The following is a 25,563-nucleotide window of genomic DNA, read 5'->3' on the forward strand; positions in this document are numbered from 1 at the left end:
AAGGTCTCGGAGGGACCCTGGGATGCACAGGCATGTTAGCGCGCCCGCGCGCTTCTTCTCCCAGTTGCCGAACGACATCATCCGCCACCCCCGCCTGTCCGCGCCTGCGGTACGGCTCCTGGCCTGGCAGCTCTCGCTTCCCGAAGGCGCCGACGAACCGCTGTGGCGGACGGCCGAGCGCGCCGGGATCGGGAAGGTCGCCTTCCAGCACGCCAAGCGTCAACTACGGGCGGAGCGGTACCTGTTCGAGTGGCGTCGGCAGAGCGCGGACGGCCGCTGGCAGACCGTGCAGCTCCTCACCAACGTGCCGCTCTCCCCGGACGAGGCGCGGGAGCACGCCGCAACTGCGAGGGCTCTTCCTGCCGTCGCCCGACCAGCCTCCCGGTCTGCCGTCCGACCGGCGGGCACCGCACCGGCCGCCGGTGGGCCGACCCGTCGGTCCGCCGCCCCTCAACCCCTTGAAACACCCGTGGGGAACACCTCCCACCCACCGGCACCCACCTCATCTCACGCCGAGCACCGGATCGGCTCCGCGTCCCACCACCACGCGGCCGAAGCGCTGCTGCTGTCCCTCGCCCGCTCGGGGCCGCACCTCGCGCTGCCGCCGCGCAAGGCACGACAGTGGGCGCCCCTCGCGGCGCGCTGGCTGGAGCGCGGAATCGGTGCGGACGACATCCGTACCGCGCTGACAGCGGGACTGGAACACGCCCGCTCCCCGCTCGGCGCGCTCCGCTGGCGGCTGGAGCACGCGCTCCCCGAACCGGCCCCGGCTGTCGCGGCAGGCCCGCCGGACCCGGGTTCGACGCCGCTCCCCCGCGTGTCCCGTATGCGGGAGTGCACGGGCCCGCACACCCAGCCGCTGCTGTTCGTCCCGGTCGGCGACGAGGAGCGGTGCCCCGCCTGCCGAACCGACGGAGCAGCGGCGGCGGCAGCGGCACCTTCGTCCGGATCGGGCCTGACGGCGTTCCGCGCCGCCCGCAGGGCCCTCGCCGTACCGCCGACGAGCACCTGAAGGCGACCGGCTGCCTGACCGGACCTCACGCCTCGGGCCGTACGCACGTGTAGCCGCGTTCCTGGAGGACGGGCAGGTAGCGGTCGACGGCGGCGACGGTCTGCTGCCGGGGGCCGCCGCCGTCGTGCTGGAGGACGATGACGCCGGGGGCCGCGTCCCGGGTGACGGCGCGGACGATGTGCGCCACGCCCGGCCGGGCCCAGTCCTGGGTGTCCACGGACCAGCCCATCGGCTCCATGCCCAGATCGGAGCAGACGCGCAGTGAGGGAGGGTGCCAGTCGCCGTAGGGGGCGCGGCACCAGCGGGGCGGAGCGCCCAGAACGCGGTCGATGAGGTCGCTGGTGCGGCCCAGTTCGTCGCGGACGTGGCCGGTGTCGAGCCGGGTGAGCTGCTTGTGGTTCCAGGAGTGGTTGCCCACCACGTGGCCGTCGGCGGTGATGGCGTGCAGCAGGTCGGGGAAGGCGGCGGCGTTCTCGCCGACGACGAAGAAGGTGGCCTGCACCCCGTGCCGCCGCAGCACCTCCAGCAGCGCCGGGGTGTGGACGGGGTGCGGGCCGTCGTCGAACGTCAGCGCGATGACGCGCTGTCCCTGCCCGGCGGGCAGGAACATCTCGGCGTGAGTGCGGACGGGGGCGTGGGGCTTCGGTTCGCCCATCGAGGTCTCACCGGCGAGGGGACGCAGCCGGTAGCTGTCGTGGGCCGCGGGACTCGGCTGTGCGCCTGCGCCGCCGCGCGCGGGCGGGGCCGGACCGCCGGGAGCGGGGTCGGAGCCCTTCGGGGATCCGGCTCCCGTCTGCGCGTGCCCGCCTCCGGTGTCCTCGTGGGTGAGTACACCCGCACCGACACCCGCGAGCGCCGCGGTTCCGACACCGACGCCGACGCAGAGCAGAGTCCTGCGCGAAACAATATGACTATCGGATCGCATGATATTTGGGTAGCAGCGTCGGACGCCGCCGCGCGGGAGCCGCGCGCGGCCGCCCCCGGAGTTCACGCGAACAGCGCACCGCTCCCGCGATACGAGCCCCGCCTTCCGCCCAGCGGAACACAATCGGGCCGACAATACGCGGCCAGGCCGCCCCTTCGCAGTCAGGCCGACACCGGCGCCGGCCACTCCTCCTCGTCGTCCTGCGGCTCGTCCCGCACCCGCAGCGCGGCGATCCACAGCGGCAGCAGCCGGTGCACCGCGTAGGCGACCAGCCCGGTGGCGGCGAGCGGACCCGCGAGGTCGGCCATCGACGTGCCCGCGACCCACAGGACGTAGAAGCCCAGCAAGGCGGCCGTGAGCAGCCAGGAGTTGATCCGGTACGCCCACAGGTGCGCCGTGCCGCGCTCGGCCACCTGCCGCTCGTCCAGGAACCGGACGCGCAGCTCCAGCAGCCCGCGGGTCATCGAGTTCAGCAGACCGGTGAGCGGAACCCAGACCAGCAGCGCCACCAGCAGCGACGCCACCGGCCACAGGGCCGCCGACGCGAAGCAGCCCACCATCCCCGTCAACCCCAGGGCCGTCGTGCCGACATGGGCCGCCACGATGCGATGCCGCGCCCCTCGGGAGGCGTGGAAGCGCTTGGTGCGCGCGTCGTTCATCGTCCGCAGCAACCACCTGTCGTAGCGCGTGCCGTCCGTGCCGGTGGCCATCCGGCGCTCCTCCCCGTGTGTACCGGTGGTCATCCGGTGCTCCTCCCCGTGTGTGCGGTCGCGTCGGCTCCGTCCCGGCCGCTGCCCGTGCCGTACACCTCGTCCGTGAGCGGACGGAACGGCTCCAGGGAGAACAGGGCCTCCACCGGCAGCCGGAAGTACGCCGCGATGCGCAGCGCCAGATCGAGACTGGGGTTGTACTGACCCCGCTCGATGTAGCCGATCGTCTGGTAGTGCGCGCCCACTGCTTCGGCCAGCGCCGCCCGGGACACCTTCCGTTCCGCCCGCACGACCGCCAGCCTGTTGTGCACGTGCTCGCTCATGTATAAGAAGTACTACATCTGACAGCACAAGCACAACACAGCGGAGGCACAGGCGACTGCTTCGCGGCCCCGCGATGCTCTACCCGCACGCGCCGCACCCACCCGCGGCGCCGCCCGGTACCCTCGCCCGATGTCCTTCCTCGGCCGCATACGTGGCGCCGCGTCCCGACGCACGTTGCTGCTCGCCGGCGCGGGCGTGCTCACGCTCGCACTGCTCGCCGTGCTCGTCCCCGCGCTGCTGCTCGGCGAGGACGGTTCGGACGAGTGCCGCCAGGCACCGGACTCCGCACGTGCACAGGCCAACGACCCGAAACGCGCCGCGAAGGAACTGGACCCGGGTGAGGACGTCAACCGCACCGGACCGCTCAAACGGCTGCTGCGCACCACCGGTTCCCCGCTGTGCGAGGGTACGGACGGCACTCAGCTCGCCGGACGCGCGCTCGTCGCGGCGACGACCGGCCGCACCACCGCCGACCAGCACGAGCTCGCCCGCCCGCACACCGAGCGGGCGGCCCGCGTCACCCACGCCGCCGTACTGCTGCTGAGTGAGAAGGACAGGAGCTCCCCGCCGGACTTCCCCCTCGGACTGAACCCCTACCTGGCCCGGATGTTCGCCTCGTACATCCAGGACACCAGCAGGGGGGTGACTCTCGGGGAGATCCGCGACTGGGAACAACCCACCGCCACCGACGAGGAGGCCGAGTACGAGGACCGCAGCGGCAGCGGAAACTGGGCCACGCCCTTCCCTTCGGGCCATGACGTCCACGTCGTGTTCCCCCTGCCCGACGGGGCGAAGAGGGTCGTGCGCCGCGTGGCCGCCTCACCCCGCGCGTTCGCCACGCTGTACGACGCCGAACGCGCCCGCTTCGCCTGGTATCTGGAACGGCTGACCCACACCGGGCAGAAACCTGGTGAGGAGCTTGAGAAGAAGACGCTGTCCGCGAGCCTGAAGCTGGGGCTGGGGCAGAGCGCGACCTTCGTCGCCGAGCTCATGGCTGCCCGTACGGTCGCCGTCGAGGACGGACTCGCACCCTCCCTGGCGCAGTTCGACCGTGCAGTGCTGCGGCACACCCGCGGTCTCTACCACCCTGCCGAGCACCAGATACACACCCGGCCCTCGGCCGCCACCCTGGCGCAGCGCCGCCCCGACGCCTCCGCGGGGCAGGGGAAGCGGGCCGTCGAGCGGCTGATGGACGGCAGGGTGCAGCTCTACGCAGTGCTCGATGCGTGGGCGCGGCAGCGGGACATCCCCGCCGCGCGAACCGAGCGGCTCCGCACCGAGATGGACACGTGGTACGCCCGAGGGCTCAACCTGCGGTAGCCCGCGGGCAGCGACTCCCGAAACCGGCCGCAACGGACCGGGCGAGCAACCCGTCGGACCGTCGCAGGCTGCTCGCCCGGCCCCCTCGCAGGCTTCGGCTCGCCGACTCAGCCGGCAGCGGGCAGCCGCAGATCCGTGCAGCCCCTTCTTGCGCTCTCCTTCTTGGCGAAGGAGGCGAGCATCGCGCGCATCCGCCCCCGGCTCAGCGTTTCGGTGCTGACGGCCTGCGGTTCGTCCGACTCTCCATCCGGGCGGTCGACGCCGAGCAGGAATCCCGCCGGTCGGCCCCCGCAGCGAGCTGTGGCCCCCGCACTGTCGTCAGTGAGCCACTTCCGGGGCAGTGCCTCGGCCGTGGGGACTCCGCTGTGGTTCGCCGCTTCGAGCATCATCTGCCGCGACCACTGGCCGTACACACCGTAGAGCCAGGCCACCGGGGCGTGCCCCCTTCCCCTCTCGTCCCCGCCGGAGGGCCGGACCAGGCACGTGCTCACGGGACCGGATCTCTTGGGGATGCGGAGGTCGAACGACCAGTCACCGCTCCGGAACGGGCCCTGTGCCAGGGCTCCGCACGCCGTGTCCGCCGCGCGTGCGGCGGACACGGCCCCGGGCTCGTGTTTCTCGCTGCCCTTGGCCGGAAGCGGCAGCGGCTCGGTGTCGCAACCGAGTCTCTCCGAAACCTTGTTGACCATCGCCCCGCCCGTCCGGGCCAACTGATACCACTTGACGGGCAGCGCACCCCGCACGTCCACCAGGAGCTGCCGCTGCTGCCCGGCGGCGTCCTTGCCCCGCCCGGGGCATGCGGTCATCAGCGCCAGGCTGGAGACTCCCGACCGGAATCCCGGCAGTCCACCGGAGAGCGCGTCGCCCGGAATCCCACCCCTGCCGGTCACCTCGCGTATCAGCCTGCGGTCGATGTCGTCGCGGCGGGTCCAGCCCTGGACCGACAGGACCTGCCTCCCCTCCTCGTTCACCACCTCGCAGGTGTAGCGCCCGAGTTCGTCGTCCGACTCGGCCTCCGCCTCGGTGAGGCGCGGCTCCGCGTCACCCGCACCGCCCCGCAGCGTGTCCATGCTGCCGTCCGGCACCGCGCCGTCACAGGCGTCCGAGGTGATCATCCGGTCCTGTACGAACGGCTTGGCTATCCACCCCCCACCGCCGAGGAGCAGCACGCCCACGCCGCACCACGCCGCGATCCTGTTGCGGCGGCGCCGCCGGTCGTCGGTCTCCCGGGCCAGGCGCCACCGTTCACGCCGCTCGTCCTCGGTCTCAGAATCGGTCTCGCGCTCGGGCGGTGGCCCGTTCTCGGAGGCGGGCCGCTCCGCGGCTTCTGATCCCCCCGCGGCCTCGGATCCCCCCTCGGGCTCGGATCCCCCCGCGGCCTCGGGCCTCCCCTCGGGCTCGGCTTCCGCCACAGGCTCGGGCCTCTCCTCGGGTTCGTGCCCGCCCTCCCGCTGCTCCTCCTCCGACATCCCGGCACCGTATCCCACCCCGCCACCGCCGCCCGAACACACGTGTGCCCCGGACTCCGCGAGGGGAGCACGGGGCACAGGGCCTGGCGCCGCGAGGGGAGTTCAGCCGGGGCTCACTCCCACTCGATGGTCCCCGGGGGCTTGCTGGTGACGTCCAGCGTGACCCGGTTGACCTCGGAGACCTCGTTGGTGATCCGCGTCGAGATGCGGGCCAGCACGTCGTAGGGCAGCCGGGACCAGTCGGCGGTCATCGCGTCCTCCGAGGAGACCGGGCGCAGCACCACCGGGTGGCCGTAGGTGCGCGCGTCGCCCTGCACGCCGACGCTGCGGACGTCCGCGAGCAGCACCACCGGGCACTGCCAGATGTCGCGGTCCAGCCCCGCGGCGGTCAGCTCCTCGCGGGCGATGGCGTCCGCCTCGCGCAGCAGGTCGAGCCGCTCGCGGGTGACCTCGCCGACGATCCGGATGCCCAGCCCCGGGCCCGGGAACGGCTGGCGCTGGACGATCTCGTCCGGCAGCCCGAGCTCCTGCCCGACCATCCGCACCTCGTCCTTGAACAGCTTGCGCAGCGGCTCCACCAGCTCGAACTCGAGGTCCTCGGGGAGACCGCCCACGTTGTGGTGCGACTTGATGTTGGCCGCGCCGGTGCCGCCACCGGACTCCACCACGTCCGGGTAGAGGGTGCCCTGCACCAGGAACGCCACCGGCTCGTCGCTCGGCGCCTCGGCGACGATCTCCGCCTGCGCCTGCTCGAAGACCCGGATGAACTCCCGGCCGATGATCTTGCGCTTCTGCTCCGGGTCGGAGACGCCCGCCAGCGCGTCGATGAAGCGGTCGGCCGCGTCCACGACCTTGAGCTGGACCCCGGTCGCCGCCACGAAGTCCTTCTCGACCTGCTCCGTCTCACCCTTGCGCATCAGGCCGTGGTCGACGTACACGCAGGTGAGCTGGTCGCCGACGGCACGCTGCACGAGCGCCGCGGCCACCGCCGAGTCGACCCCGCCGGACAGCCCGCAGATGGCGCGCTTGCCGCCGACCTGCTCCCGGATCGCGGCGACCTGCTCGTCGACGATGCTCTCCGTCGTCCAGGACGGGGACAGGCCCGCACCCCGGTAGAGGAAGTGCTCCAGCTCCTGCTGGCCGAACGTGGAGTGCATCACCTCCGGGTGGTGCTGGAGGCCGTACAGCTTCCGCTCGTCGTCCTCGAACGCCGCCACCGGCACCAGGTCCGTGGACGCCGTGACGGTGAAGCCCTCCGGCGCCGCCGAGCAGGCGTCACCGTGCGACATCCACACCTGCTGCTCTTCCGGGGTGCCCTCGAACAGCGTCGAGGACGCCTTGGCGACGGAGAGCTGGGTGCGGCCGTACTCGCGGCTGCCGGTGTTGTCGACCGTGCCGCCCAGCGTCGTCGCCATGAGCTGGAAGCCGTAGCAGATCCCCAGGACCGGGACGCCCGCCTCGAAGATCTCGCGGTCGATGGCGGGCGCGCCCTCCGCGTACACCGACGACGGGCCGCCGGACAGGATGATCGCCTTCGGGTTCTTGGCGAGCATCTCGGCGGCCGGCATGGTCGACGGCACGATCTCGCTGTAGACCCGCGCCTCGCGCACCCGGCGCGCGATGAGCTGGGCGTACTGCGCGCCGAAGTCGACGACGAGGACGGTGTCCGGAGTGCTCTCGGACGGGTTGGAAGCCACGAAGCTGATGCCTTTCGGCGTGAAGCGGGGGTTCGGTTCCGATGATAGCGGTGCCCCCGGGTGCCCGGACCCGCCGCCGGGTGTCCCGGAACCGGTGGCATACTGGCCGTATGCAGAACGCGCAGTGGTTTACCTATGGCACCGGCCCGGCCGGCTGCCATGGCCGTTCTGTGTGAGAGAAGCGACACACGAACTTCCCCAGGCGCCCCGGGCCGGTCAGGCCCGGGGCGCCGGTGTGTGTGCCCGCTTCCCCCCGGGCCGCCGTCCGCGGGCTCCGCGACCCGAGGAGCGAACAGCACATGAGCGCCACCACCAGCACCACCCGCACCAGCACCACCACCAGCGCGCAGTCCGATCCGGCGCCGGAAGCGGTCATCGATGCCGAGCGGGCCCGCATCGACGCACTCGACGCCCGTATCGTCGCGCTCGTCCGCGACCGCATGGAGGTCTCCGAGAACATCCAGCGGGTGCGGATCGACTCGGGCGGGCGCCGGGTGCACCTGGCCCGCGAGATGCAGATCCTCGACCACTACAGCACCGAGCTCGGGGGGCCGGGCCGGGAGCTGGCCCGGACCCTGCTGCGGCTGTGCCGGGGCCACTGAGGGGCGCGCGTCCGGCCCTCACCCGTACGGCGCGTGACCGCCCCGGGCGGCCTTCGTTGGACCCGGTGTCCCTGATCTCCGCCGGGCCCGGCGGCGAGCGGGGCGGCGTCACCGGAGCGATGAGACGCCCGTCCTCCCCGCGAGGGGAGACGCCGGGTGTCGTGGGACCTCGCTCCGGTGCTGTGACCGGACGGCAGGGGACAGCAGCCCGGTCACGACAGCGGCCGGTCCCGGGGACGCTCTGGACCGGCCGCTCCGCGGCTTCCTGCCGGACCCCGCGGGCCGGCCGCCGGGGCGCCGGTCCCTGCGGACCGCCTCGCCCTGCCGGTGCCCGCGGGACCCGTCACAGGTCGTCGGAACCGTCGTACCGGGCCCGGCCGGGCCCGCCTCCGGCCCTCGTGGGGCCCCGCCGCACCGGATCTTCGCGAGAACCCTGGAATCCCTCACTGTCGCAACGGTTGCGCGGGGTGCGGCGGATCCAGCACGATGCAGACGTCCGGTGTGCAGAACGACCTGACCACACGGCCGATTGGTGAACCGTGGCGGGATTCCGCCATTGGTTCGACCAATATGGCGGCGCCTTCCCCCCGCGCCGCCGTCAGCACGGGCGCTGCCCTGACGCCGGTGCTGACCCGAGGGCCCCGCGGCTGCCGCCACCCACCCGGCCGGCGCCCGGGGCCCTCCGCCGTGCCCTGCACCGCGTCCCGCACCGCGTCCTGCGCCGTCGCCTCGCCGTTCGACCGCCTCGCCGCCCCGACCGCCTCGCCGCCGGGCCGCCTCGCCGCCCCGGACCGCCTCGCCGTTCCGCCCGGCCGCGGGCGGAACGGCAGCGACGCGACCGGGCCCCGCGGGTGCCGCTTCAGTCCTGCTCCGTACCGGAGGCGGACCCGTCCCGGGCGGGGACCGGAGGCACCGCGAGTACCGGCAGCCGCAGCGCCCCGAACGCGGTCTCCGGTACCGCGGGCCGGGCCGGGGCCACCGGCGCCAGCCGCCGATATCCGGTGTCCTGCCCGGGACGCGGGTCCTCCTCGCCGCTGTTCGGCCAGAACGACATGGCGCGCTCGGCCTGCGCGGTGATGGTCAGGGACGGATTGACCCCGAGGTTGGCGGAGACCGCGGAGCCGTCCACGACCGAGATGCCCGGATGCCCGTAGAGCCGGTGGTAGGGGTCGATGACACCGTGCTCGGCACTGTCGCCGATGGGGCAGCCGCCCAGGAAGTGCGCGGTCAGCGGCGTCCCCATCAGCTCACCGACGTTGGTCCCGGCGAAGCCGTTGATCTCCTCGGCGAGCGCGGTCGCCGCCTCGGCGCCCTCCGGGATGTGCACGGGGTTGGGCGCCCCGTGCCCCTGCCGCGCGGTCAGCATGCCTTTGCCCAGGCCCTTGTCCTTGCGGTAGGTGGTCAGCGAGTTGTCGAGCGTCTGCATGACCAGCCCGATGATGATCCGCTCGGACCACTTGCGCGCCGAGAGCGAGCGCAGGAAGAGGACCGGGTGCCGCAGACAGGTCAGCACGTGGGCGAGCGCGCCCGGCAGCATCGTGTTCTGCCGCATCTGGAGGGTGGTCAGGGCGCTCATGGAGTTGGAACCCCTGCCGTAGCGCACCGGCTCGATGTGGGTGTGGGCGTCCGGGTGCACGGAAGAGGTGATGGCGACGCCCTTGGTGAAGTCGGGTGCGGCGTCCCGGCCCCACTTCTTGCGGTACCGGCGGGGCAGCGTCTGGGCACCCACCAGGGCCTCGGAGTTGGTGCGGGTCAGCTCGCCCAGCCGGGGCGAGAGCCGGGGCAGGGTTCCGGCGCTCTTCACCTGGTGCAGCAGCTTCTGGGTGCCGTACGTACCGGCTGCCAGCACCACCCGCCGGGCGCGGAGGATGCGGGGCTTGCCGCCGCGCCGCTTGTCGGTGCGGACGGTCAGCACCTCGTAGCCGTCCGCGTCGGTGCCCGGAGTGCGCTCGCGGAGGCCGACGACGGTCGTCAGCGGGCGGATCTCGGCTCCGGCCCGCTCGGCGAGGTGCAGATAGTTCTCGTTGAGGGTGTTCTTGGCGCCGCGGCGGCAGCCGGTCATGCACTCCCCGCACTCCACGCAGGCGTTGCGGTCCGGTCCGGCACCGCCGAAGTAGGGGTCGGGGACGGTCCCGCCCGCGGTGGTGCGGGCCGTGCCGTCGGCGTCCCGGCCGTCGCCGAAGAAGACGCCGACGGGCGCGAGATGGAAGGTGTCGCCGTAGCCGAGGCGGTCCGCTGCGGCCTTCAGATGGACGTCGGAGGGGGTGGTGGTCGGGTTGAGGCGGACGCCGAGCATCCGCTTGGCCTGGTCGTAGTAGGGCGCCAGCTCGTCCTGCCAGTCGGTGATGTGGCCCCACTGGCGGTCCTCGAAGAACTGCGCGGGCGGCACATAGAGGGTGTTGGCGTAGTTCAGGGAGCCGCCGCCCACCCCGGCGCCTGCCAGGATCATGACATTGGCGAGCAGATGGATGCGCTGGATGCCGTAGAGGCCGAGCGAGGGCGCCCACAGAAAGTTCTTCAGATCCCAGGAGTTCTTCGGCAGCTCGTCGCGGGTGAAACGCCGACCGGCCTCCAGGACGCCGACCCGGTAGCCCTTCTCGGTCAGCCGCAGCGCGGAGACCGCGCCGCCGAAGCCGGATCCGACGACCAGGACGTCGTAGTCGAACGGGTCTGCGCCCGCCCGCTGCTGGGCACGTGGGGGCAGGGACACGGGTACCTCCGGTTCAGCGGTGGCGGTGCGGACGGAGCGGACGGAAGGACGGAAGGACGGAAGGGGCGGGCGGCGGCGAGGGGCGGGCGGCGAGGGGCGGGGCCCGGCCGACGGCCGGCGGCCCCCGCCCGCACGAGCCGACGGTGCGGGGGCCACGGGACCTCAGCGGAAGCGGAGCGTCTTGAGGGCCTTGAGGGAACGGGACATGAACGCGGCGTACGCCTCGTCGCTCATACCGAGGGACGGCGCCATGGGCAGCACCCGCTGGTGCGCCACCGTCTGCGACTCGGTGTACTTCAGGATGCCCTCCGAGCCGTGCCGGCGGCCGAGACCGGAGTCGCCCATCCCGCCCATCGGGGCCTGCGCGCTGCCGTAGGCGGAGGCATAGCCCTCGTTGACGTTGACGGTGCCGGTGCGCAGCCGGGCTGCGACCTCACGCCCCCGGCGACCGTTGCCCGACCACACGCTGGAGTTGAGGCCGTAGGGAGTGGCGTTGGCGAGGCCGACCGCCTCGTCGGTGTCGGAGAAGCGGTAGACGGACACGACGGGGCCGAAGGTCTCCTCGCCGCAGACCGCCATCTGCGGCTCCACGCCGTCCAGCACGGTGGGCTCGTAGAACAGCGGGCCGATGTCCGGGCGCGCCCGGCCTCCCGCCAGTACCGCGGCGCCCTTCTCGACGGCGTCCGCCACGTGCTGCTGCACGTTCTGCAACTGCCGTTCGGAGACGAGCGAGCCCATGTCGGCTCCGTAGGCAAGGGACGCACCCAGCCGCATGGCGCGGACGCGGGCCACGAAGCGCTCCAGGAAGGCGTCGGCCACCGACTCGTGGACGTACAGGCGCTCGATGGAGATGCAGAGCTGCCCGGCCGAGGAGAAGGCGCCGCGCACCGCGCCCTCGGCGGCCTTGTCCAGGTCGGCGTCGTCCAGGACCAGCATCGCGTTCTTGCCGCCCAGCTCCAGCGAGCAGCCCACCAGGCGCGCGGCGGCACGGCCGGCCACCTCGCGTCCGGTACGGGTGGAGCCGGTGAACGAGACGTAGTCGCCGCGGTCGACGACCTCGGGCCCGACGACCGGGCCCTCGCCCAGGACGATCTGCCAGACGTCGGCGGGCAGCCCTGCCTCGACGAGCAGATCGCGCGCCCACAGTGCGGTCAGCGCGGTCTGGGTGTCGGGCTTGGTCACCACCGCGTTGCCCGCCGCGAAGGCGGGGAGCACGTCGCCGACGGAGAGCTCGAAGGGGTAGTTCCACGGGGCGATCTGGCCGACCACTCCGCGGGGGTGGCGCAGCTCGGTGACCTTGGTCAGCGCAGGGATCGCACCGGTGTGCCGCTTGGGCCGCAGGTAGGCGGGGGCCTTGCGCCCGTAGTGCCGGGCCGCGACGGCGACGGCCTGGACCTCCTCGTGGGCGTGCAGCCGCGCCTTGCCGGTCTCCAGTTGGACGAGGTCCAGCACCTCCGACTGGCGGGCCAGTACGAGGTCGTGGAAGCGCAGCAGCACCGCGGCGCGCTGCCGCACCGGGGTGGCCGCCCAGGCGCGCTGCGCCGCACGGGCCGTCTCGAAGGCGGCCGCGACGTCCTCGGGGGTGGACTCGGGCAGCTCGGCCAGCACCTCACCGGTGAAGGGGGAGCGGCTGCGGGTCCTGCCGCTGCCCACCACGCCGCGGGCCAGCGCAGCGACGAGGCCGGGGGTGACGACATCGGCGGCCGTCCGGGCCCGCGCGGGTGCCGGGGCCACCGGGTTGCCGGAGGAGTGCTCGGTGCGGGGCGCGGTGCGGGTGCTGTCCTGCGAGTCCGTCATGCGAGTGAGCGTACGACCACGGGCGCGGCCACGTATACCCAGCGGTAACCCCTTTTCACGGAATCTGCCAGCGATTGCTGGCAGAGCCGACGGGAGCGGCCTGGTCCCGGGCCGGGGCGGGCCCGGCTCGGGGCCGGCGCGGCTCGGGGGCCGGCGCGGCTCGGGGGCCGGCGCGGCTCGGCTCGGGGGCGAAACCGGCTCCGCTCACGGCCGGGGCGGCCCGGCGCCGGAGCCGAGCGGCCCGATTCCGGCGCCGAGCGGCCGACGCGGCCCGATTCCGGCGCCGAGCGGCCGACGCGGCCCGATTCCGGCCCGGGAACGGAACCGGAACCGGAACCGGGAAAGGTGCCCCGCGCAGCCGTCCGCCGTGCAAGAGTCCACCGGGGCGGCGTACGGAACGGACCGCGCGCCATCGAAGCCCCTGGCCACCGGGGCTTCGCACGCCCCGGTCCGGACAACTACACGGGGAGCACGGCGTGAGCACAGTACGAGGGGTCGAGGCCCGCGGAACGCAGCACTGCGAGACGACCGCACTGGGCGTGCTGCTGCGGCACCAGGGGATCGACCTGTCCGAACCCATGCTCTTCGGGCTCGGCTCCGGGCTGTCCTTCATCTACTGGGACAGCAAGAACATGGACTTCCCCTTCCTCGGCGGACGGGTCAAGCCGTTCGAACTCACCCGGAACCTGGCCGCCACCCTCGGCCTCGAACTGCTGGTCCGCGAGACCACCTCACCCCGCAAGGCGTGGGCGGACGCGGCGGCCGGCATCGACGCCGGACACCCCGTGGGACTGCAGCTCGACAGCTACCACCTGGACTACTTCACCTCGAAGGTGCACTTCGGCGGGCATGTCGTCGCCCTGTACGGCTACGACGACGAGAACGCCCACCTGGTGGACACCGACCAGCAGGGCGGCGCGGTGTCCACCAGCCTCACCAGCCTCGCCGAGGCCCGCGCCGCCCGCGGCCCGATGGCCGCCAAGCACCGCTCCTTCACCCTCACCGCCGCGCAGGACCCGCCCTCCCCCCGCAGCCGGATCGTGCCCGCCGTCACCGCCTGCGCCGACGCCTTCCTCGAACCGCCCATCGCCAACCTGGGCCACCGCGGCATCGAGAAGGCCGGGAAGCTGATCGGCACCTGGCTGCGGCGCACCGACGACCCGCAGCGCGACCTGCCGCTGGCAGCCCGCCTGATGGAGCAGGCCGGAACCGGCGGCGCTCTGTTCCGCAACCTCTACCGGGACTTCCTCGCCGAATGCGACGCACTCCTCGACAGCGAGCACCTGCGCACCGGGCACCGGCTGTACGCCGAGGCGGCCACCGGATGGACGGAGGCCGCGGAGCTGATCACCAAGGCCGGTACGTCAGGCGACGAACAGCACCTGCTCCAGGCAGGTGCACTCCTGCACGAACTCGCCCGCGTCGAGCGCGAGGCCATGGAGGCGCTGCGCCGCCTGCGGAGGTGACTCCGCGGGACCGCGGACGTGCGACGTGGCGGCTCACAGGTCGCTGATCTTGAGGGACTTCTTCGCCTCCTGGAAGACGGCCTCGCCGTGCTTGCGCGACTTGCCCTCGGCGGGCATGGTCACGGTCAGCAGCCAGCGGATGCCCTTGTCGTTGACGTAGACCAGCTCGTGCCGGAACTTCTTCGCCTCTTTGGACTCCTCGGACTCGGGGCGGGGCTGGAAGGTGGTGAAGACCTCGGCCGCCTCCTGCCCCTGTTGCTTCGCCTCGGTGACCCGGCAGCGCACCTCCTCCATCGTGTCCAGGTAGCCCTCCTCGGCGCCGTCCTCGTAGAAGCTCTTCCAGGAGTTGGCCTCCTTGAGGGAGTTCTCCTCGATGTCCTTGCCGCTGCGGGTCAGCTTCATGGAGACGACGTCGCCGGGATCGGTGTAGGTCACGGCGCCGTCGTCCGCGCTGCGCTCGTACTCCTCGGGCACCGCCAGCCGGGCGCCCACCCGCGCTTCCTCGTTCCGCGTCTGCCAGCCGTCCGGCGCCTGGTCGGCGGTGAGGACGAAGAACAGGGTGAGCGCGGCAGCAGCCGCGACGACCACACCACCGGTGCCGAACTGCCACGGCCGACTGGTGCGCAGCTTGCCGCCGAACCCGCGCAGCGCCCGGCCGAGGCCGCCGCCGGAGGCGTCGGCCTGCGCACCCGGGGCCTGCTGGGGCGGACGGGCCACGTCCACGAGGGTCTGCCGGATCTCCGCGGCGTCCGGGCGCAGCCCCGGCTCCCGGCTCAGCAGCCGGGTGAGCAGCATCCCGAAAGCACCGGAATCGCTCAACGCGCGGGCCGGGCGCTGCGGTTCGGCGGAGAGCACGGCCTGCAGGGTCGCCGGGCTGTTGGAGCGGCGGAAGGGCGAGACCCCCTCGACCGCCGCGTACAGCACGACCCCGAGCGACCACAGGTCCGACTCCGGCCCCGGCCGCTGCCCCAGTACCCGCTCGGGCGCCACGAACTCCGGCGAGCCGACGAAGGCGCCGGTCTCGGTGAGCCCCTGCTCCCCCTGGACCGCGGCGATCCCGAAGTCGGTCAGCACGACCCGGTCGTACCGGCCCAGCAGCACGTTGTCCGGCTTCACGTCGCGGTGCAGCACGCCCGTCGCGTGCGCCGCCTCCAGCGCCCCGGCGACGGCGAGCCCGATCCGGGCGGCCTCCCGCACCCCGATGGTGCCCTCGTTCAGCACGTCGGCCAGCGAGCGCCCCTGGACCAGTTCCATGACGATCCACGGCTGCTCGTTCTCCACCGCGACGTCGTGGATCGTCACCACGGACGGATGGTCGATCCGCGCGGCCGTCCGCGCCTCCCGGCGCATCCGGGCGTACATCGTCTCGCGCTCCTGCGCGGAGAGGTGGTCGGGCAGCCGCGGCTCCTTGACCGCCACGTCCCGGTCCACCACCTCGTCGTGCGCCCGCCACACCGTGCCCATGCCGCCGTGCCCCAGCCGGGCCGTCAGCCGGTACCGGCCGCCGATCAGCCGCCCCGTCCCCGGCTCCGCGCCGGGCTCGGACGACGGGGCCGCGGCGACCTCCGTGGGCTCGTAGGCACCGGGCGCGGGACGGTGCTGCCCGGCCTGCGGAACGCCCGGGGGCGAGCCGGGCGCGGACGGCCCGGACGGCACACCGGATGCCGGGGACGGCGGGAACGGGGCGGACGACGCCGACTGTGCGGGCATCCCCGGGTGCTGCCCCGCCGGTGCCCCCGCGGGCGGCTGCAGCCCGTAACTGGTCGACTCGTCCAACCCGTCCCCCTCGTTCGTCATGCTTCACCATTACCCTGCTGGGCAGCGCGATCGCCACTTTGTTCACAGACCTGTGACCTGGGCTTCCCAGCGGACCGAGGCCCGAGGGCTCAGCGCGCGGCGGTCGGGCGGTAGGTGTCGGCGACGGCCTCGAAGTGCCGGTCGATCTCCGCCTTGTGGCCCTTGGAACCGAGCACGAGCAGCAGACGGTAGCGGCCGTCCACGATCATCGCACGGTTGCGCGCGTACACCTGGCGCCCTCCGGGCTCCCGCCAGGAGAAGGTGCCCTCGGCCATCGCCCGGTCCCCGACGTCGATGCGCCGCAGCCCTCCGGTGCTCGCCCAGTCCGCGGCCCGGTACGCGGACAGCTCCGGCTCGTCCTCGCTCTGGTAGGCCATCGGGTCCTTGCCGAACTTCCCGGTGGTGTCCCGGCCGTTGACGACGACCATCTCGACCTCGCCGCCGTTGTAGCGCACCTGGCCGCGCCCGTTCGCGGACCGGCGGTCCCACTCCTGGGGGACGGCGATCCGGAACCCGGCCGGATCGCGGCTGATCCGGTACCCGTCGGGCGCCTCGGGGCCGGTGGCGGGCGCGGACCTCCCGGCGTCCCCGTCGCCCTTGCCGTCCTTGCTGTCCTTGCTGTCCTTGTCGCTCTTGTCGCTCTTGTCGCTCTGGTCGCCCTTGCCGGCTCCGTCGTCGGACCCGCCGTCCCGCTTCCCCTCCGGTGAGGGGCCCGGGTCGCGCTCCTCCGGCACCACGACGGAGCCCCGCTGGTTGTCCTCCCCCTTCTCGCCACCGGGCAGGAACCATGCGACGAACGCCACCGCCGCCGCCATGCCCAGCAGTATCAGCGCCAGGACGAGCCCCCCGAGCCGCCGCGGGCCGCCGCCGCGCCTCCGGTCCGGATCCGGGGCCCGGTCCGGGCTCCGGCCCGGGTCGCTTTCCAGACTGCGGTCCGGGGTCCGCCCGCGCCGCGGCCGCCGGTGCCCCACCGGCTCCGCGCGATCGGCACCGGGCGGTTCCGGCTCACGGAGCGGTGCCGGTTCCGACTCGCGGAACAGCGCCGGTTCCGGCTCGTGGAACAGTGCCGGTTCCGGCTCGTGGGGCGCCGGCGGTTCCGGCTCGCGCCCGCGCCGCGGCGCTCCCGCAGCCCGCTTCCGCCACCGCCTGCGCACCAGTTCGCCGCGGCGCCGCACGATCGGCAGCCGGTGCGGATCGGCGGGCGCCCCCGGGTCCAGCGTGAGCGGCGCCGTGACGGTCCGCAGGCCCACATCCGGCTCGGGGGCCGAACGGATGAGGGAGCGCAGCCAACCCCGCAGCTCCTCGAAGTCCGGCCGCTCGGTGGGGTCCTGGCGCATCAGCGACTCGACCACCGGACGCAGCGGTCCGCAGTCCTCCGCGAACGCCGGCGGCTCCGCGCACACCATCTGCACCAACTCGGCCGCGCTGTCCTCCGGATAGGGCGCATGGCCCTGCACGCAGCGGAAGAGCAGCACCCCCAACGCCCACAGGTCGACGGCCGGGCCCACCGGCGGTGCCAGCCGCCAGTTCTCGTACACCGGCCCCGCCTGCTCCGGTGCCCAGCGCTCGGTGACCGGCCCGACCACCGTCGTACGGGCGTGCCGGGCCCGTTCCGCCGCCAGCGCGGTCGCCGGCCCGCGGTACCGGCCGTCGGCCGCCTCCGCACCGCCCCACGGCGCCTCGTCCGGGTCCGGGTACCCCTCGTCGCCGTCCCAGGGCAGCTCTTCCGGGTCCGGGTGTCCCTCCCCACCGTCCCAGGGCGCCTCGTCCGGGGCGGCGGATCCCTCCCCCACCGGGCCGGGCCCGGCCTCGCCGGGGGCGTACCGGCCGGGGGCCGCGCCCCGGTCCCGCGCCGCCGGTCCGGCCGTCCACGGCGCCGGGACGCTGCGGATACCGGCGGGCCGGGGACCGGGCAGCGCCGTGGGACCGGTAGCGCCGTCGGTGCTGCGACGGCCGTGCGGGCCGGTGCCCGGGCGCTCGTCCGGGCCGGTGCCCGGGCGGCCGTCCGGAGTGACGCCGTTGCCGGTTCCGCCGTCCGGCGCGGGGGCGGCGTCCGGCGCGGGGGCGGCGTCCGGCGCCTGCCGACCGGGGGCGAGGCGGCCGTACGGCGGAGGCGCACCGTAGGGACCCACCGCCTGCGGGCCGTAGATCTCGTCGCGCTCGACCTGGCGCACCACCCCGCCGCCGGACAGTTCGTCCGGGTGCACCTCGTCCTCGGCGGACGGCAGCCAGCGCACGTCGTCGTCGAGCGTGTGCGCGGGACCGTCGTCCGCCGGGCCGCCGTCCGGGCGGGTGGACCACCAGTCGGTGCCCGGCGGCGGCCGGTCGGCTCCGCCCTCGGCGCGGGCACGCAGCGCCGCGTCCCGGGTGTCGGCCACCGCGCGCTGCGCCCCCGCGCGATACGCCGCGATCGCACCCCGCCGCACCGCCCGCGCGGAGACCTCGTCGGCGGGGCCCTCCCGATCCGGCAGCCCCCCGCCGCGCGGACCGCCCAAGTCCCGCGGACCGCCCAAGTCCCGCGGACCGCGCCCGTCCTCCTCCGGCTCGATCCCCTCCAGACCGAAGATGCCCCGGCGCCGCTCCTCGGTGTGGGGCGCCTCCGCCGCGGGGTCGCCGTCCCGTGCGACGAAGCCCTCGGGCAGCCGCTCCCCGGTCCAGGTCGCGGGTCCGGGCGCCGGGACCGTCCCCGGGACCGGGTCCGGGGCGGATTCCTCTCGGACGCCGGGCGCCGAGGGGCCGCCGCGTTCCCCGCGCGGGTGGCGCTCGTCCCGTTCACCGCGCCCACCGCGTGCCGCGGCGGACGCGGAGCCGGCGTCCGCCCCGGCCGCCCGCCCGTGCCGGGCACCGGCGGGCACGGGCGCACCCGGCATGTCCCCGGCATCGCGCGGGGAACCGGACACCGCGGGACCGTCCGGTGATCCGGACTGCGGGCCTGCCTCGGGGTCGTTCGGCGGCGGCAGCGGGTCGTAGCCGCACAGCGCTTCCTCGGCGGCCCCCACCGCGAGCCCGGTGAGCACGGCGCGCCCATCCTCGCAGACGAGCACCGTGCGGGCCGTGATGTTGCGGTGCACCCAGCCGTGCGCATGCACGATCCGCAGCGCCGCCAGCAGGTCGGCGGCGATCTCGGCGGCGCGGTGCGCCCCCAGCGGGCGTTCGGCCAGCAGAGCGGCCAGAGACCGGGCGGGCACCGACTCGCTCACTATCCACAGCCCGTCGTCCTCGACGAAGACGTCGAAGATCTGGTCGAGCCTGGGATGGTCCGGAAGCTGCGCCGCGGCGACGGCGGCCTCCATCGCCCTGCGGACCGCGGGGTCCGCAGGCGTCCGGATCACCTGCGGGCCGCTGCCGCGCGCCGCGCCGTTCCGGCCCGGGACGCCGTAGCCCTCGTCCACCACCTCGGCCTCGACGACCTCGGGCAACGGGACCTGGCGGACGAGGACTTCCTGGCCACTGGCGACGTCCCAGGCCAGGGACTCGGCGAGTTCGTACGCGTCGGCAGGCGGCAGGGGCAGCCGGTAGCGGTCGGCGAGCAGCCGACCCGTGTACTCCCCGTGCTCCTCCACGACGCCCTCCCCACCGCGCGCGAGACCGTCAATTGCGTTCGGTTCCGGCCTTCTTGCGGATAGCTACGGTCCGCGTCCTTCACAATACGTCCGGGAACCGGCTACGTCACCGCGCGACGGAGGTCCGGTCCACCGTCCGGCCGGTTCCCCGGGCCGCTCCGGTACGGCGTCCGCACCGCCCGCGCACGGCGGGCGCGTGCCCCGGACTTGTGCGCCGGGCGGATGCTCCGGGCGTGCCCGCATCCGTGCGGGGGCTGGTCAGACGTCAGGGGCGCGGCGTCACACCGGGTCAGGCAACCGGACCGAGGCGTCACACGGTCGTCAGAGGCCCGGACCGAGGCGGCGAACCGTCGTCAGAGAACCGGACCGAGGCGGCGAACGGCGGTCGGGCACCCCGTCCGCAGCACCGTGCGCTCGTCAGGCGCTCGGCTCGAACGTCTGGAACGCGGCCTTCCGGAGCGTCGTGCACGCCTTGTCGTCCCAGGCGTCGGCCTCGCAGGTGATGAGGATCGCGTAGCCGTTCTTGCCGTCGACCTTGAAGCCGCGGTCGAGCGCGTGCACCTTCTTGCCGTTCTCCTTGCGCAGGAACTGCCAGTCGGCCACGGTCGGGTAGTCGCGCCACTCGACCTTCTTGATCCCGAGCGACTCGTAGCCGGAACTGGAACCCTTGACCGCGGACTCCAGATCGCGCCAAGCCCCCGCCGCGTCGCCGCCGGGGCTGCTGGTGTGGTCGATCTGGATCCGCGGATAGCCGCCACCGGGCGGGGCGTACTTGCGGCCCGAGTTCTTGCCCGCTATCCCGGCGGGCTTCCAGCCCTCGGGCAGAGCGACGGAGAAGTGGAACCTGCTGTCCTTGACCTGGGCGTACCCGTCGGGCAGCGCGGAACCGTCCTCCTCGCCCTTCTTGTCGCCCTTCTCCTTCTTCCCGCCCTTGTCGTCCTGGTCGCCGTCGCCCTTGTCGTCGCCGCTGCCCTGCCCGTCGTCGCCGGACGTGTCCCCGTCCTGTCCCGCCTTCCCGGCGGTGGCCTGCTCGCCCTCGCGGGTGCCGCCTCCGCCGTTCCCGGCGCTGCTGCCGGCCGCGCCGGACGCCTTGCCGCCGCTGTCGCCGTCCCCGCCGCTGTTCACCACGATCAGCACGATGAGCAGGACGAGGGCCAGCACGGCAGCCGCCGCGATCGCCAGCGTCCGAGTCGAGAGGCCCTTGCGCAGCTCGGGCAGCTCCCGCAGATCACGCAGCGAGGTGATCGCGCCACTGCCCCCGCTCTCCGGCGGCAGCGCCCTGCTGCCGCTGCCCGGACCCGGCAGCGGACCACCACCGGAGCCGGAGCCAGAAGCGGAACCGGTGCCGGTGCCAGTTCCAGTGCCGGTGCCGGCCGCACCGGACGTCCCGGTCCCCTGGCCGTCACCCGCGCCGCCGTCCGACGCGGACGCACCGCTCTTCCCGCTCCGGGCCCCGCCCGGCGCCGAGGACGGCGGTGCCGAGGGGCGCGGCGGTGCCGCGGGCGGTGTCGCGGAGGCCGCACCGGAGGAGGCGCCGCGCGCGGAATCCGTGCGGGCGGGACGGGCGGGATCGGTGGACGCGCCGCCCGTGCCGCCGCCCCGGTGCGGAGAGCCCGAGCCGGTGCGCTCCGGGGAACCGGCGGTGCCCGCGGCGGCCGAGCCGACACCCACGGCGCCCGCCGCGTTGCGGACCGACTTCAGGGCGCCCCGCAGCCTCTCGCCCGAACCGGTGCTCTCCGAGCGGCGCTTGCGCCTGCCGCCGGTCGTCCCGGCGCTGTAGGCGGGGCCGTCCGCGCCGGGGCCGCCGGCCGCTGCGGCAGAGCCCTTGGCGCCCGGTGCGGCCGCGGGCGGCACCGGGGGCAGGACCGAGGTGCGCTCGGCGCGGCTCTCCGCGTCCCGCCCGCCGGACGGGTCGAGGGGGCTGCGCTGCCCGGAGGCGACCGGCTCCAGCAGCAGCCGTGCCCCGTTCACATCGAGCCGCTTCTCCGGCTCCTTGACCAGCAACCCGGCGATGACCTCGCGCAGCTCGCCCGCGTGTTCGGGATAGGGCACGGGTTCGGTCATCACGGCCGTCAGGGTCGAGATGGCCGAGCCCTTGTCGTAGGGGGGATGGCCCTCGACGGCCGCGAACAGCAGGCCGCCCAGCGACCACAGGTCGGCGGGCGGGCCCGGGGGCTTGCCGCGCGCCCGCTCGGGAGAGATGTAGGAGGGGGCGCCGACGAGCATGCCGGTGGAGGTGACGGACGGGTCGCCCTCGACCTTGGCGATGCCGAAGTCGGTGAGGACCACGCGGCCGGTGCCGTCCTCCAGCAGCACGTTGGAGGGCTTCACGTCGCGGTGCAGAATGCCCTCGCGATGGGCCGCGCGGAGCACGTCGAGGATGGCGAGGCCGACCTCGGCCGCACGCTGGGGATCCAGCGGACCGTCGTTCTTGATCTTGTCGGCGAGGGAGCGGCCCTCCACGAGCTCCATCACGATCCAGGGCCGGCTGTCCTCGTTGACGACGTCGAAGACGGTGACGGCGCTGCCGCTGCGGATCCTCGCGATGGCCTTGGCCTCACGCAAGGTGCGGGTGATGAGCCGCTGCTTCTCCTCCTCGTCGACGCTGGAGGGAAAGCGGAGTTCCTTCACGGCGACCCGGCGGCCCAGGACTTCGTCCTCGCCGCGCCAGACAGTGCCCATACCGCCGCGCCCGAGGACCTCCCCGAGCCGATAGCGCCCGCCTACCAGCCGTCCCGCGTCCTCGCTCATGAATCCCCTTGTGTCCCCTCTGCGTGAGAGCCCGCCCCCGGCAGAGCCTTCATTGTGAACCATCACCCCGACAAGACGTGTACGGGGGCAGCACAGTTACACCACAGCCCCACCACTCCTCACCGGGGTTCACACGCCCAACAGCCGCCGCGGGGACGACCAGTCCAACGGGGGACCCGCGTCCGGATCCCCCGGGAACCGCACTCCCGCGGAACCGGCTACACGGGCACGATGTCGGGCGCACCCAACCGCGCAGCGTCCGCCGTCTGGTCGTCCGGCTGCAACTGCGACTCGCGCTCTGCCTCGACCCGCTTCTGATAGTGCTCGACCTCCCGGTCCACCTGGTCGGAGTCCCATCCCAGCACCGGGGCCATCAACTCGGCGCACTCCCGTGCGCTCCGTGCGCCCCGGTCGAAGGTCTCGATGGAGATGCGCGTGCGGCGGGTCAGCACATCGTCCAGATGACGGGCGCCCTCGTGCGTGCAGGCGTAGACGACCTCCGCCTTGAGGTAGTCGTCGGCGGCCGGCAACGGCTCGCGCAGTGCCGGTTCCTTCGCGATCAGGTCGAGCACCTCCTCGGTCATCGAGCCGTAGCGGCCCAGCAGATGCTCCACCCGGGCCACATGCAGTCCGGCGCGCTGCGCCAGGCGCGCGCGTCCGTTCCACAGCGCGGCGTACCCCTCGGCCCCGGCCAGCCGCACCTCCTCCGTGACGCACTCGGCGACCCGGTGGTCGAGCCCGTGCACCGCCTCGTCCACCGCGTCCTTGGCCATCACCCGGTAGGTCGTGTACTTGCCGCCCGCGACGACGACGAGCCCCGGCACCGGATGGGCCACCGTGTGCTCGCGGGACAGCTTGCTCGTCGCCTCCGACTCGCCCGCCAGCAGGGGCCGCAGACCCGCGTAGACGCCCTCCACGTCGTCCCGGGTCAGCGGCACGGCCAGCACCTCGTTGACGTGGTCGAGCAGGTAGTCGATGTCGGCGCTGGAAGCGGCCGGGTGCGCCTTGTCCAGGTCCCAGCCGGTGTCCGTGGTGCCGATGATCCAGTGCCGGCCCCAGGGAATGACGAACAGCACGCTCTTCTCCGTACGGAGGATGAGCCCGGTCGTGGAGTTGATGCGGTCCTTGGGGACGACGAGATGGATGCCCTTGGAGGCGCGGACGTGGAACTGCCCCCGCTCGGCGATCAGCCCCTGGGTGTCGTCCGTCCACACCCCGGTCGCGTTCACGACCTGACGGGCCCGCACCTCGTACTCGCCACCCTGCTCCAGGTCCTCGATCCGCGCCCCGACGACGCGTTCACCCTCCCGCAGGAAGCCGACCACCCGCGCACGGTTGGCCGCGCGCGCCCCGTACTCCGCCGCCGTGCGCACCAGCGTGGCGACGAAGCGGGCATCGTCCACCTGCGCGTCGTAGTACTGCAGCGCACCGACCAGCGCCCCCTTCTTCAACGCCGGAGCCACCTGGAGCGCATGACGGCGCGAGAGATGACGGTGCCTCGGCAGGCCGCGACCGTGTCCGGAGGAGACCGACATGACGTCGTACATCGCCACCCCGGTGCCCGCGTACAGCCGCTCCCAGCCGCGGTGCTGCAACGGATAGAGGAACGGAACCGGCTTGACCAGGTGCGGTGCCAGCCGCTCCAGCAGCAGGCCGCGCTCCTTGAGCGCCTCGCGTACCAGTGCGAAATCCAGCATCTCCAGATAGCGCAACCCGCCGTGGATGAGCTTGCTGGAACGGCTGGAAGTCCCCGAGGCCCAGTCACGGGCCTCCACGATCCCGGTGGACAAGCCGCGGGTGACCGCGTCCAGCGCCGTACCCGCGCCGACGATGCCGCCACCGACCACCAGCACGTCGAGTTCGGTCTCGGCCATCCTCGCCAGCGCGTCCGCACGCTGCTCCGGTCCCAGTGCCGCTGTCCTCACCGCTGCCTCCCAAGCTGCTCGACTGGTGCTCGCCAGTACTCGGACACCGCCCCCGTGGTCCCCCTGACGATGGTCCCCCATTCCCGCGACTTTGGCCGAGCACCGGCCCTGCTGAGTGCGCAATCCGACTTGTCTGTCATATGGGCTCTTAACCTTAATTTGCGCCGCTCGCCACTCCCGGTGCTGCCCGGGGACAGAACCGGGACGATAAGGGGAAGGGAAGACCGCTGTCATGCCCGCAGATCTCGCCGTGCTGGGACTCGCCCATTCGGGGCTGCCGCTCGCCCAGGCAGCGACGGCGAACGGAATCAGCACCATCGGGTACGACCCCGACCGCGGCGTCGTCGCCGACATCGGCGCCGGCCGCCCCCCGGGTGACGCGCCACTCGCCGCCGCCGAGGTACGGCGGATGCTCGCCAAAGGCTTCGGCGCCAGCAGCGACCCGGCCGTCCTCGGGCGGGTGCGCACCGCCGTCATCTGCGCGGCCACCGCACTCGGCCCCAACCGGGCCCCCGACCTGAGCGCCGTCCGCACCGCCGCCCGGACCCTGGCCGCCCGGCTGCGCCCGCGCACCCTCGTCGTCGTCGAATCCAGCGTCCACCCCGGCTGCACGGAGGACGTCGTACGACCACTGCTGGAAGACGGCTCCGGACTGCGGGCCGGGCGCGACTTCCACCTCGCCTGCTCACCCTCCCGGGTCGACCCCGGCAACCGCACCCACGACTACACCGCCATCCCCAAAGTCATCGGCGGGCTCACCCCCGCCTGCACGGAAGCCGCCGCCGCGTTCTACGGGCGGCTCACCAAAGTCGTCCGCGCCCGCGGGCCGCGCGAGGCCGAGACCGCCAAGCTGCTGGAGACCAACTACCGGCACATCAACATCGCCCTCATGAACGAAATGGCCGTCTTCTGCCACGACCTCGGCATCGACCTGTGGGACGTCGTGCGGTGCGCGGAGACCAAACCCTTCGGCTTCCAGTCCTTCCGGCCCGGCCCCGGAGTCGGCGGCCCCAGCGTGCCCGTCGACCCCAACTACCTCTCCTACCACAGCCGCTCGCTGGGCTACCCGCTGCGCATGGTGGAACTCGCCCAAGAAGTCAACGAACGCATGCCCCGCTACGTCGCCCAACGCGCCGCCGTCCTGCTGAACGAACACGGAAAATCCGCCCGCGGCGCACGCATCCTGCTGCTCGGCGTCACCTACAAACCCGACCTCGCCAGCCAGGAAGGCGCCCCCGCGCGCGAAGTCGCCGGCCGCCTCAAGGAACTCGGCGCCCAGTTGAGTTACCACGACCCGTACGTGCCGCAATGGCGCGTCGCGGGCCAGCCCGTACCGCGGGCCGACGCGCTGTACGAAGCCGCGGCGGATGCGGACCTCACGCTGTTGTTGCAGCACCATCGCCGCTATGACCTGCAGGGGCTCGCCGCGAAGGCGCAGCTCCTCCTTGACACTCGCGGAGCGAGTCCTACCGGTGCGGCGCACCGGCTCTGACGG

General features: G+C 73.6%; 16 protein-coding genes. 5 read left to right on the forward strand and 11 right to left on the reverse strand.

Features of this window, described 5'->3' with window-relative positions; translation table 11 throughout:
• Window positions 1-22: 22 nt before the first annotated feature.
• A complete protein-coding gene (locus tag BMX65_RS32575) occupies window positions 23-1,012 on the forward strand; it encodes a hypothetical protein (RefSeq protein ID WP_143081881.1) in 990 nt (329 codons plus the stop codon).
• A gap of 25 nt (window positions 1,013-1,037) precedes the next feature.
• On the opposite strand, the gene BMX65_RS22435 is transcribed toward BMX65_RS32575, so the two are convergent.
• The 3 genes from BMX65_RS22435 to BMX65_RS22445 all read right to left on the reverse strand — a co-directional run bounded on the left by BMX65_RS22435 (window position 1,038) and on the right by BMX65_RS22445 (window position 2,970).
• Window positions 1,038-1,937 (reverse strand): polysaccharide deacetylase family protein, encoded by a 900-nt coding sequence (locus BMX65_RS22435; protein WP_075002153.1) that lies wholly within the window; start codon window positions 1,935-1,937, stop codon window positions 1,038-1,040.
• Between the two features lie 161 nt (window positions 1,938-2,098).
• On the reverse strand, window positions 2,099-2,680 hold the full coding sequence (locus BMX65_RS22440; protein WP_239502079.1) for a hypothetical protein: 582 nt from the start codon (window positions 2,678-2,680) through the stop codon (window positions 2,099-2,101).
• The gene (locus tag BMX65_RS22445) at window positions 2,677-2,970 is read right to left on the reverse strand and encodes a helix-turn-helix transcriptional regulator (RefSeq protein WP_075002154.1); all 294 of its coding nucleotides are present in this window, start codon (window positions 2,968-2,970) and stop codon (window positions 2,677-2,679) included. Before BMX65_RS22445 ends, BMX65_RS22440 begins: the two co-directional genes overlap by 4 nt.
• A 130-nt stretch (window positions 2,971-3,100) precedes the next feature.
• On the opposite strand from BMX65_RS22445, the gene BMX65_RS22450 reads away from it, so the two are divergent.
• Window positions 3,101-4,291 (forward strand): hypothetical protein, encoded by a 1,191-nt coding sequence (locus BMX65_RS22450; protein ID WP_075002155.1) that lies wholly within the window; start codon window positions 3,101-3,103, stop codon window positions 4,289-4,291.
• Window positions 4,292-4,398: 107 nt separating this feature from the next.
• Here BMX65_RS22450 and BMX65_RS22455 read toward each other — a convergent pair whose 3' ends face one another.
• Together BMX65_RS22455 and guaA are read right to left on the reverse strand one after the other, a co-directional pair.
• Window positions 4,399-5,760, reverse strand: a complete 1,362-nt coding sequence (locus BMX65_RS22455; protein ID WP_075002156.1) for a hypothetical protein — start codon at window positions 5,758-5,760, stop codon at window positions 4,399-4,401.
• A gap of 113 nt (window positions 5,761-5,873) precedes the next feature.
• Window positions 5,874-7,457, reverse strand: a complete 1,584-nt coding sequence (gene guaA, locus BMX65_RS22460) for a glutamine-hydrolyzing GMP synthase (protein WP_075002157.1) — start codon at window positions 7,455-7,457, stop codon at window positions 5,874-5,876.
• A gap of 299 nt (window positions 7,458-7,756) precedes the next feature.
• Here guaA and BMX65_RS22465 point away from each other — a divergent pair, with 299 nt between their 5' ends.
• Complete coding sequence (locus tag BMX65_RS22465) at window positions 7,757-8,059, forward strand: chorismate mutase (RefSeq protein ID WP_075002158.1); 303 nt, start codon at window positions 7,757-7,759, stop codon at window positions 8,057-8,059.
• A gap of 859 nt (window positions 8,060-8,918) precedes the next feature.
• On the opposite strand, the gene BMX65_RS22470 is transcribed toward BMX65_RS22465, so the two are convergent.
• Both BMX65_RS22470 and BMX65_RS22475 read right to left on the reverse strand, forming a co-directional pair.
• Window positions 8,919-10,769: a GMC oxidoreductase gene (locus tag BMX65_RS22470; RefSeq protein WP_075002159.1), complete on the reverse strand. Its 1,851-nt coding sequence runs from the start codon at window positions 10,767-10,769 to the stop codon at window positions 8,919-8,921.
• 162 nt (window positions 10,770-10,931) lie between these two features.
• Window positions 10,932-12,566, reverse strand: a complete 1,635-nt coding sequence (locus tag BMX65_RS22475) for a succinic semialdehyde dehydrogenase (protein WP_075002160.1) — start codon at window positions 12,564-12,566, stop codon at window positions 10,932-10,934.
• A 476-nt stretch (window positions 12,567-13,042) separates the two neighbouring features.
• On the opposite strand from BMX65_RS22475, the gene BMX65_RS22480 reads away from it, so the two are divergent.
• Window positions 13,043-14,032, forward strand: a complete 990-nt coding sequence (locus BMX65_RS22480) for a BtrH N-terminal domain-containing protein (protein WP_075002161.1) — start codon at window positions 13,043-13,045, stop codon at window positions 14,030-14,032.
• Window positions 14,033-14,065: 33 nt separating this feature from the next.
• Here the strand turns inward: BMX65_RS22480 and BMX65_RS22485 are convergent, their stop codons facing one another.
• The 4 genes from BMX65_RS22485 to BMX65_RS22500 all read right to left on the reverse strand — a co-directional run bounded on the left by BMX65_RS22485 (window position 14,066) and on the right by BMX65_RS22500 (window position 24,068).
• Entirely contained in the window at window positions 14,066-15,742 is a 1,677-nt protein-coding gene (locus BMX65_RS22485; RefSeq protein ID WP_079172039.1) for a serine/threonine-protein kinase, read from the reverse strand.
• Between the two features lie 176 nt (window positions 15,743-15,918).
• Window positions 15,919-19,392: a protein kinase gene (locus BMX65_RS33990; RefSeq protein WP_075002162.1), complete on the reverse strand. Its 3,474-nt coding sequence runs from the start codon at window positions 19,390-19,392 to the stop codon at window positions 15,919-15,921.
• Window positions 19,393-19,809: 417 nt separating this feature from the next.
• A complete protein-coding gene (locus BMX65_RS22495; RefSeq protein ID WP_075002163.1) occupies window positions 19,810-22,143 on the reverse strand; it encodes a serine/threonine-protein kinase in 2,334 nt (777 codons plus the stop codon).
• 218 nt (window positions 22,144-22,361) lie between these two features.
• Window positions 22,362-24,068 carry a glycerol-3-phosphate dehydrogenase/oxidase gene (locus tag BMX65_RS22500; protein ID WP_075002164.1) on the reverse strand — a complete coding sequence of 569 codons (1,707 nt, stop codon included), beginning with the start codon at window positions 24,066-24,068 and terminating at the stop codon, window positions 22,362-22,364.
• 232 nt (window positions 24,069-24,300) lie between these two features.
• On the opposite strand from BMX65_RS22500, the gene BMX65_RS22505 reads away from it, so the two are divergent.
• Entirely contained in the window at window positions 24,301-25,560 is a 1,260-nt protein-coding gene (locus BMX65_RS22505; protein WP_075002165.1) for a nucleotide sugar dehydrogenase, read from the forward strand.
• Window positions 25,561-25,563 lie beyond the last annotated feature (3 nt).

Origin of the sequence: Streptomyces qinglanensis, assembly GCF_900111245.1 — a bacterium.
Taxonomy (GTDB): domain Bacteria; phylum Actinomycetota; class Actinomycetes; order Streptomycetales; family Streptomycetaceae; genus Streptomyces; species Streptomyces qinglanensis.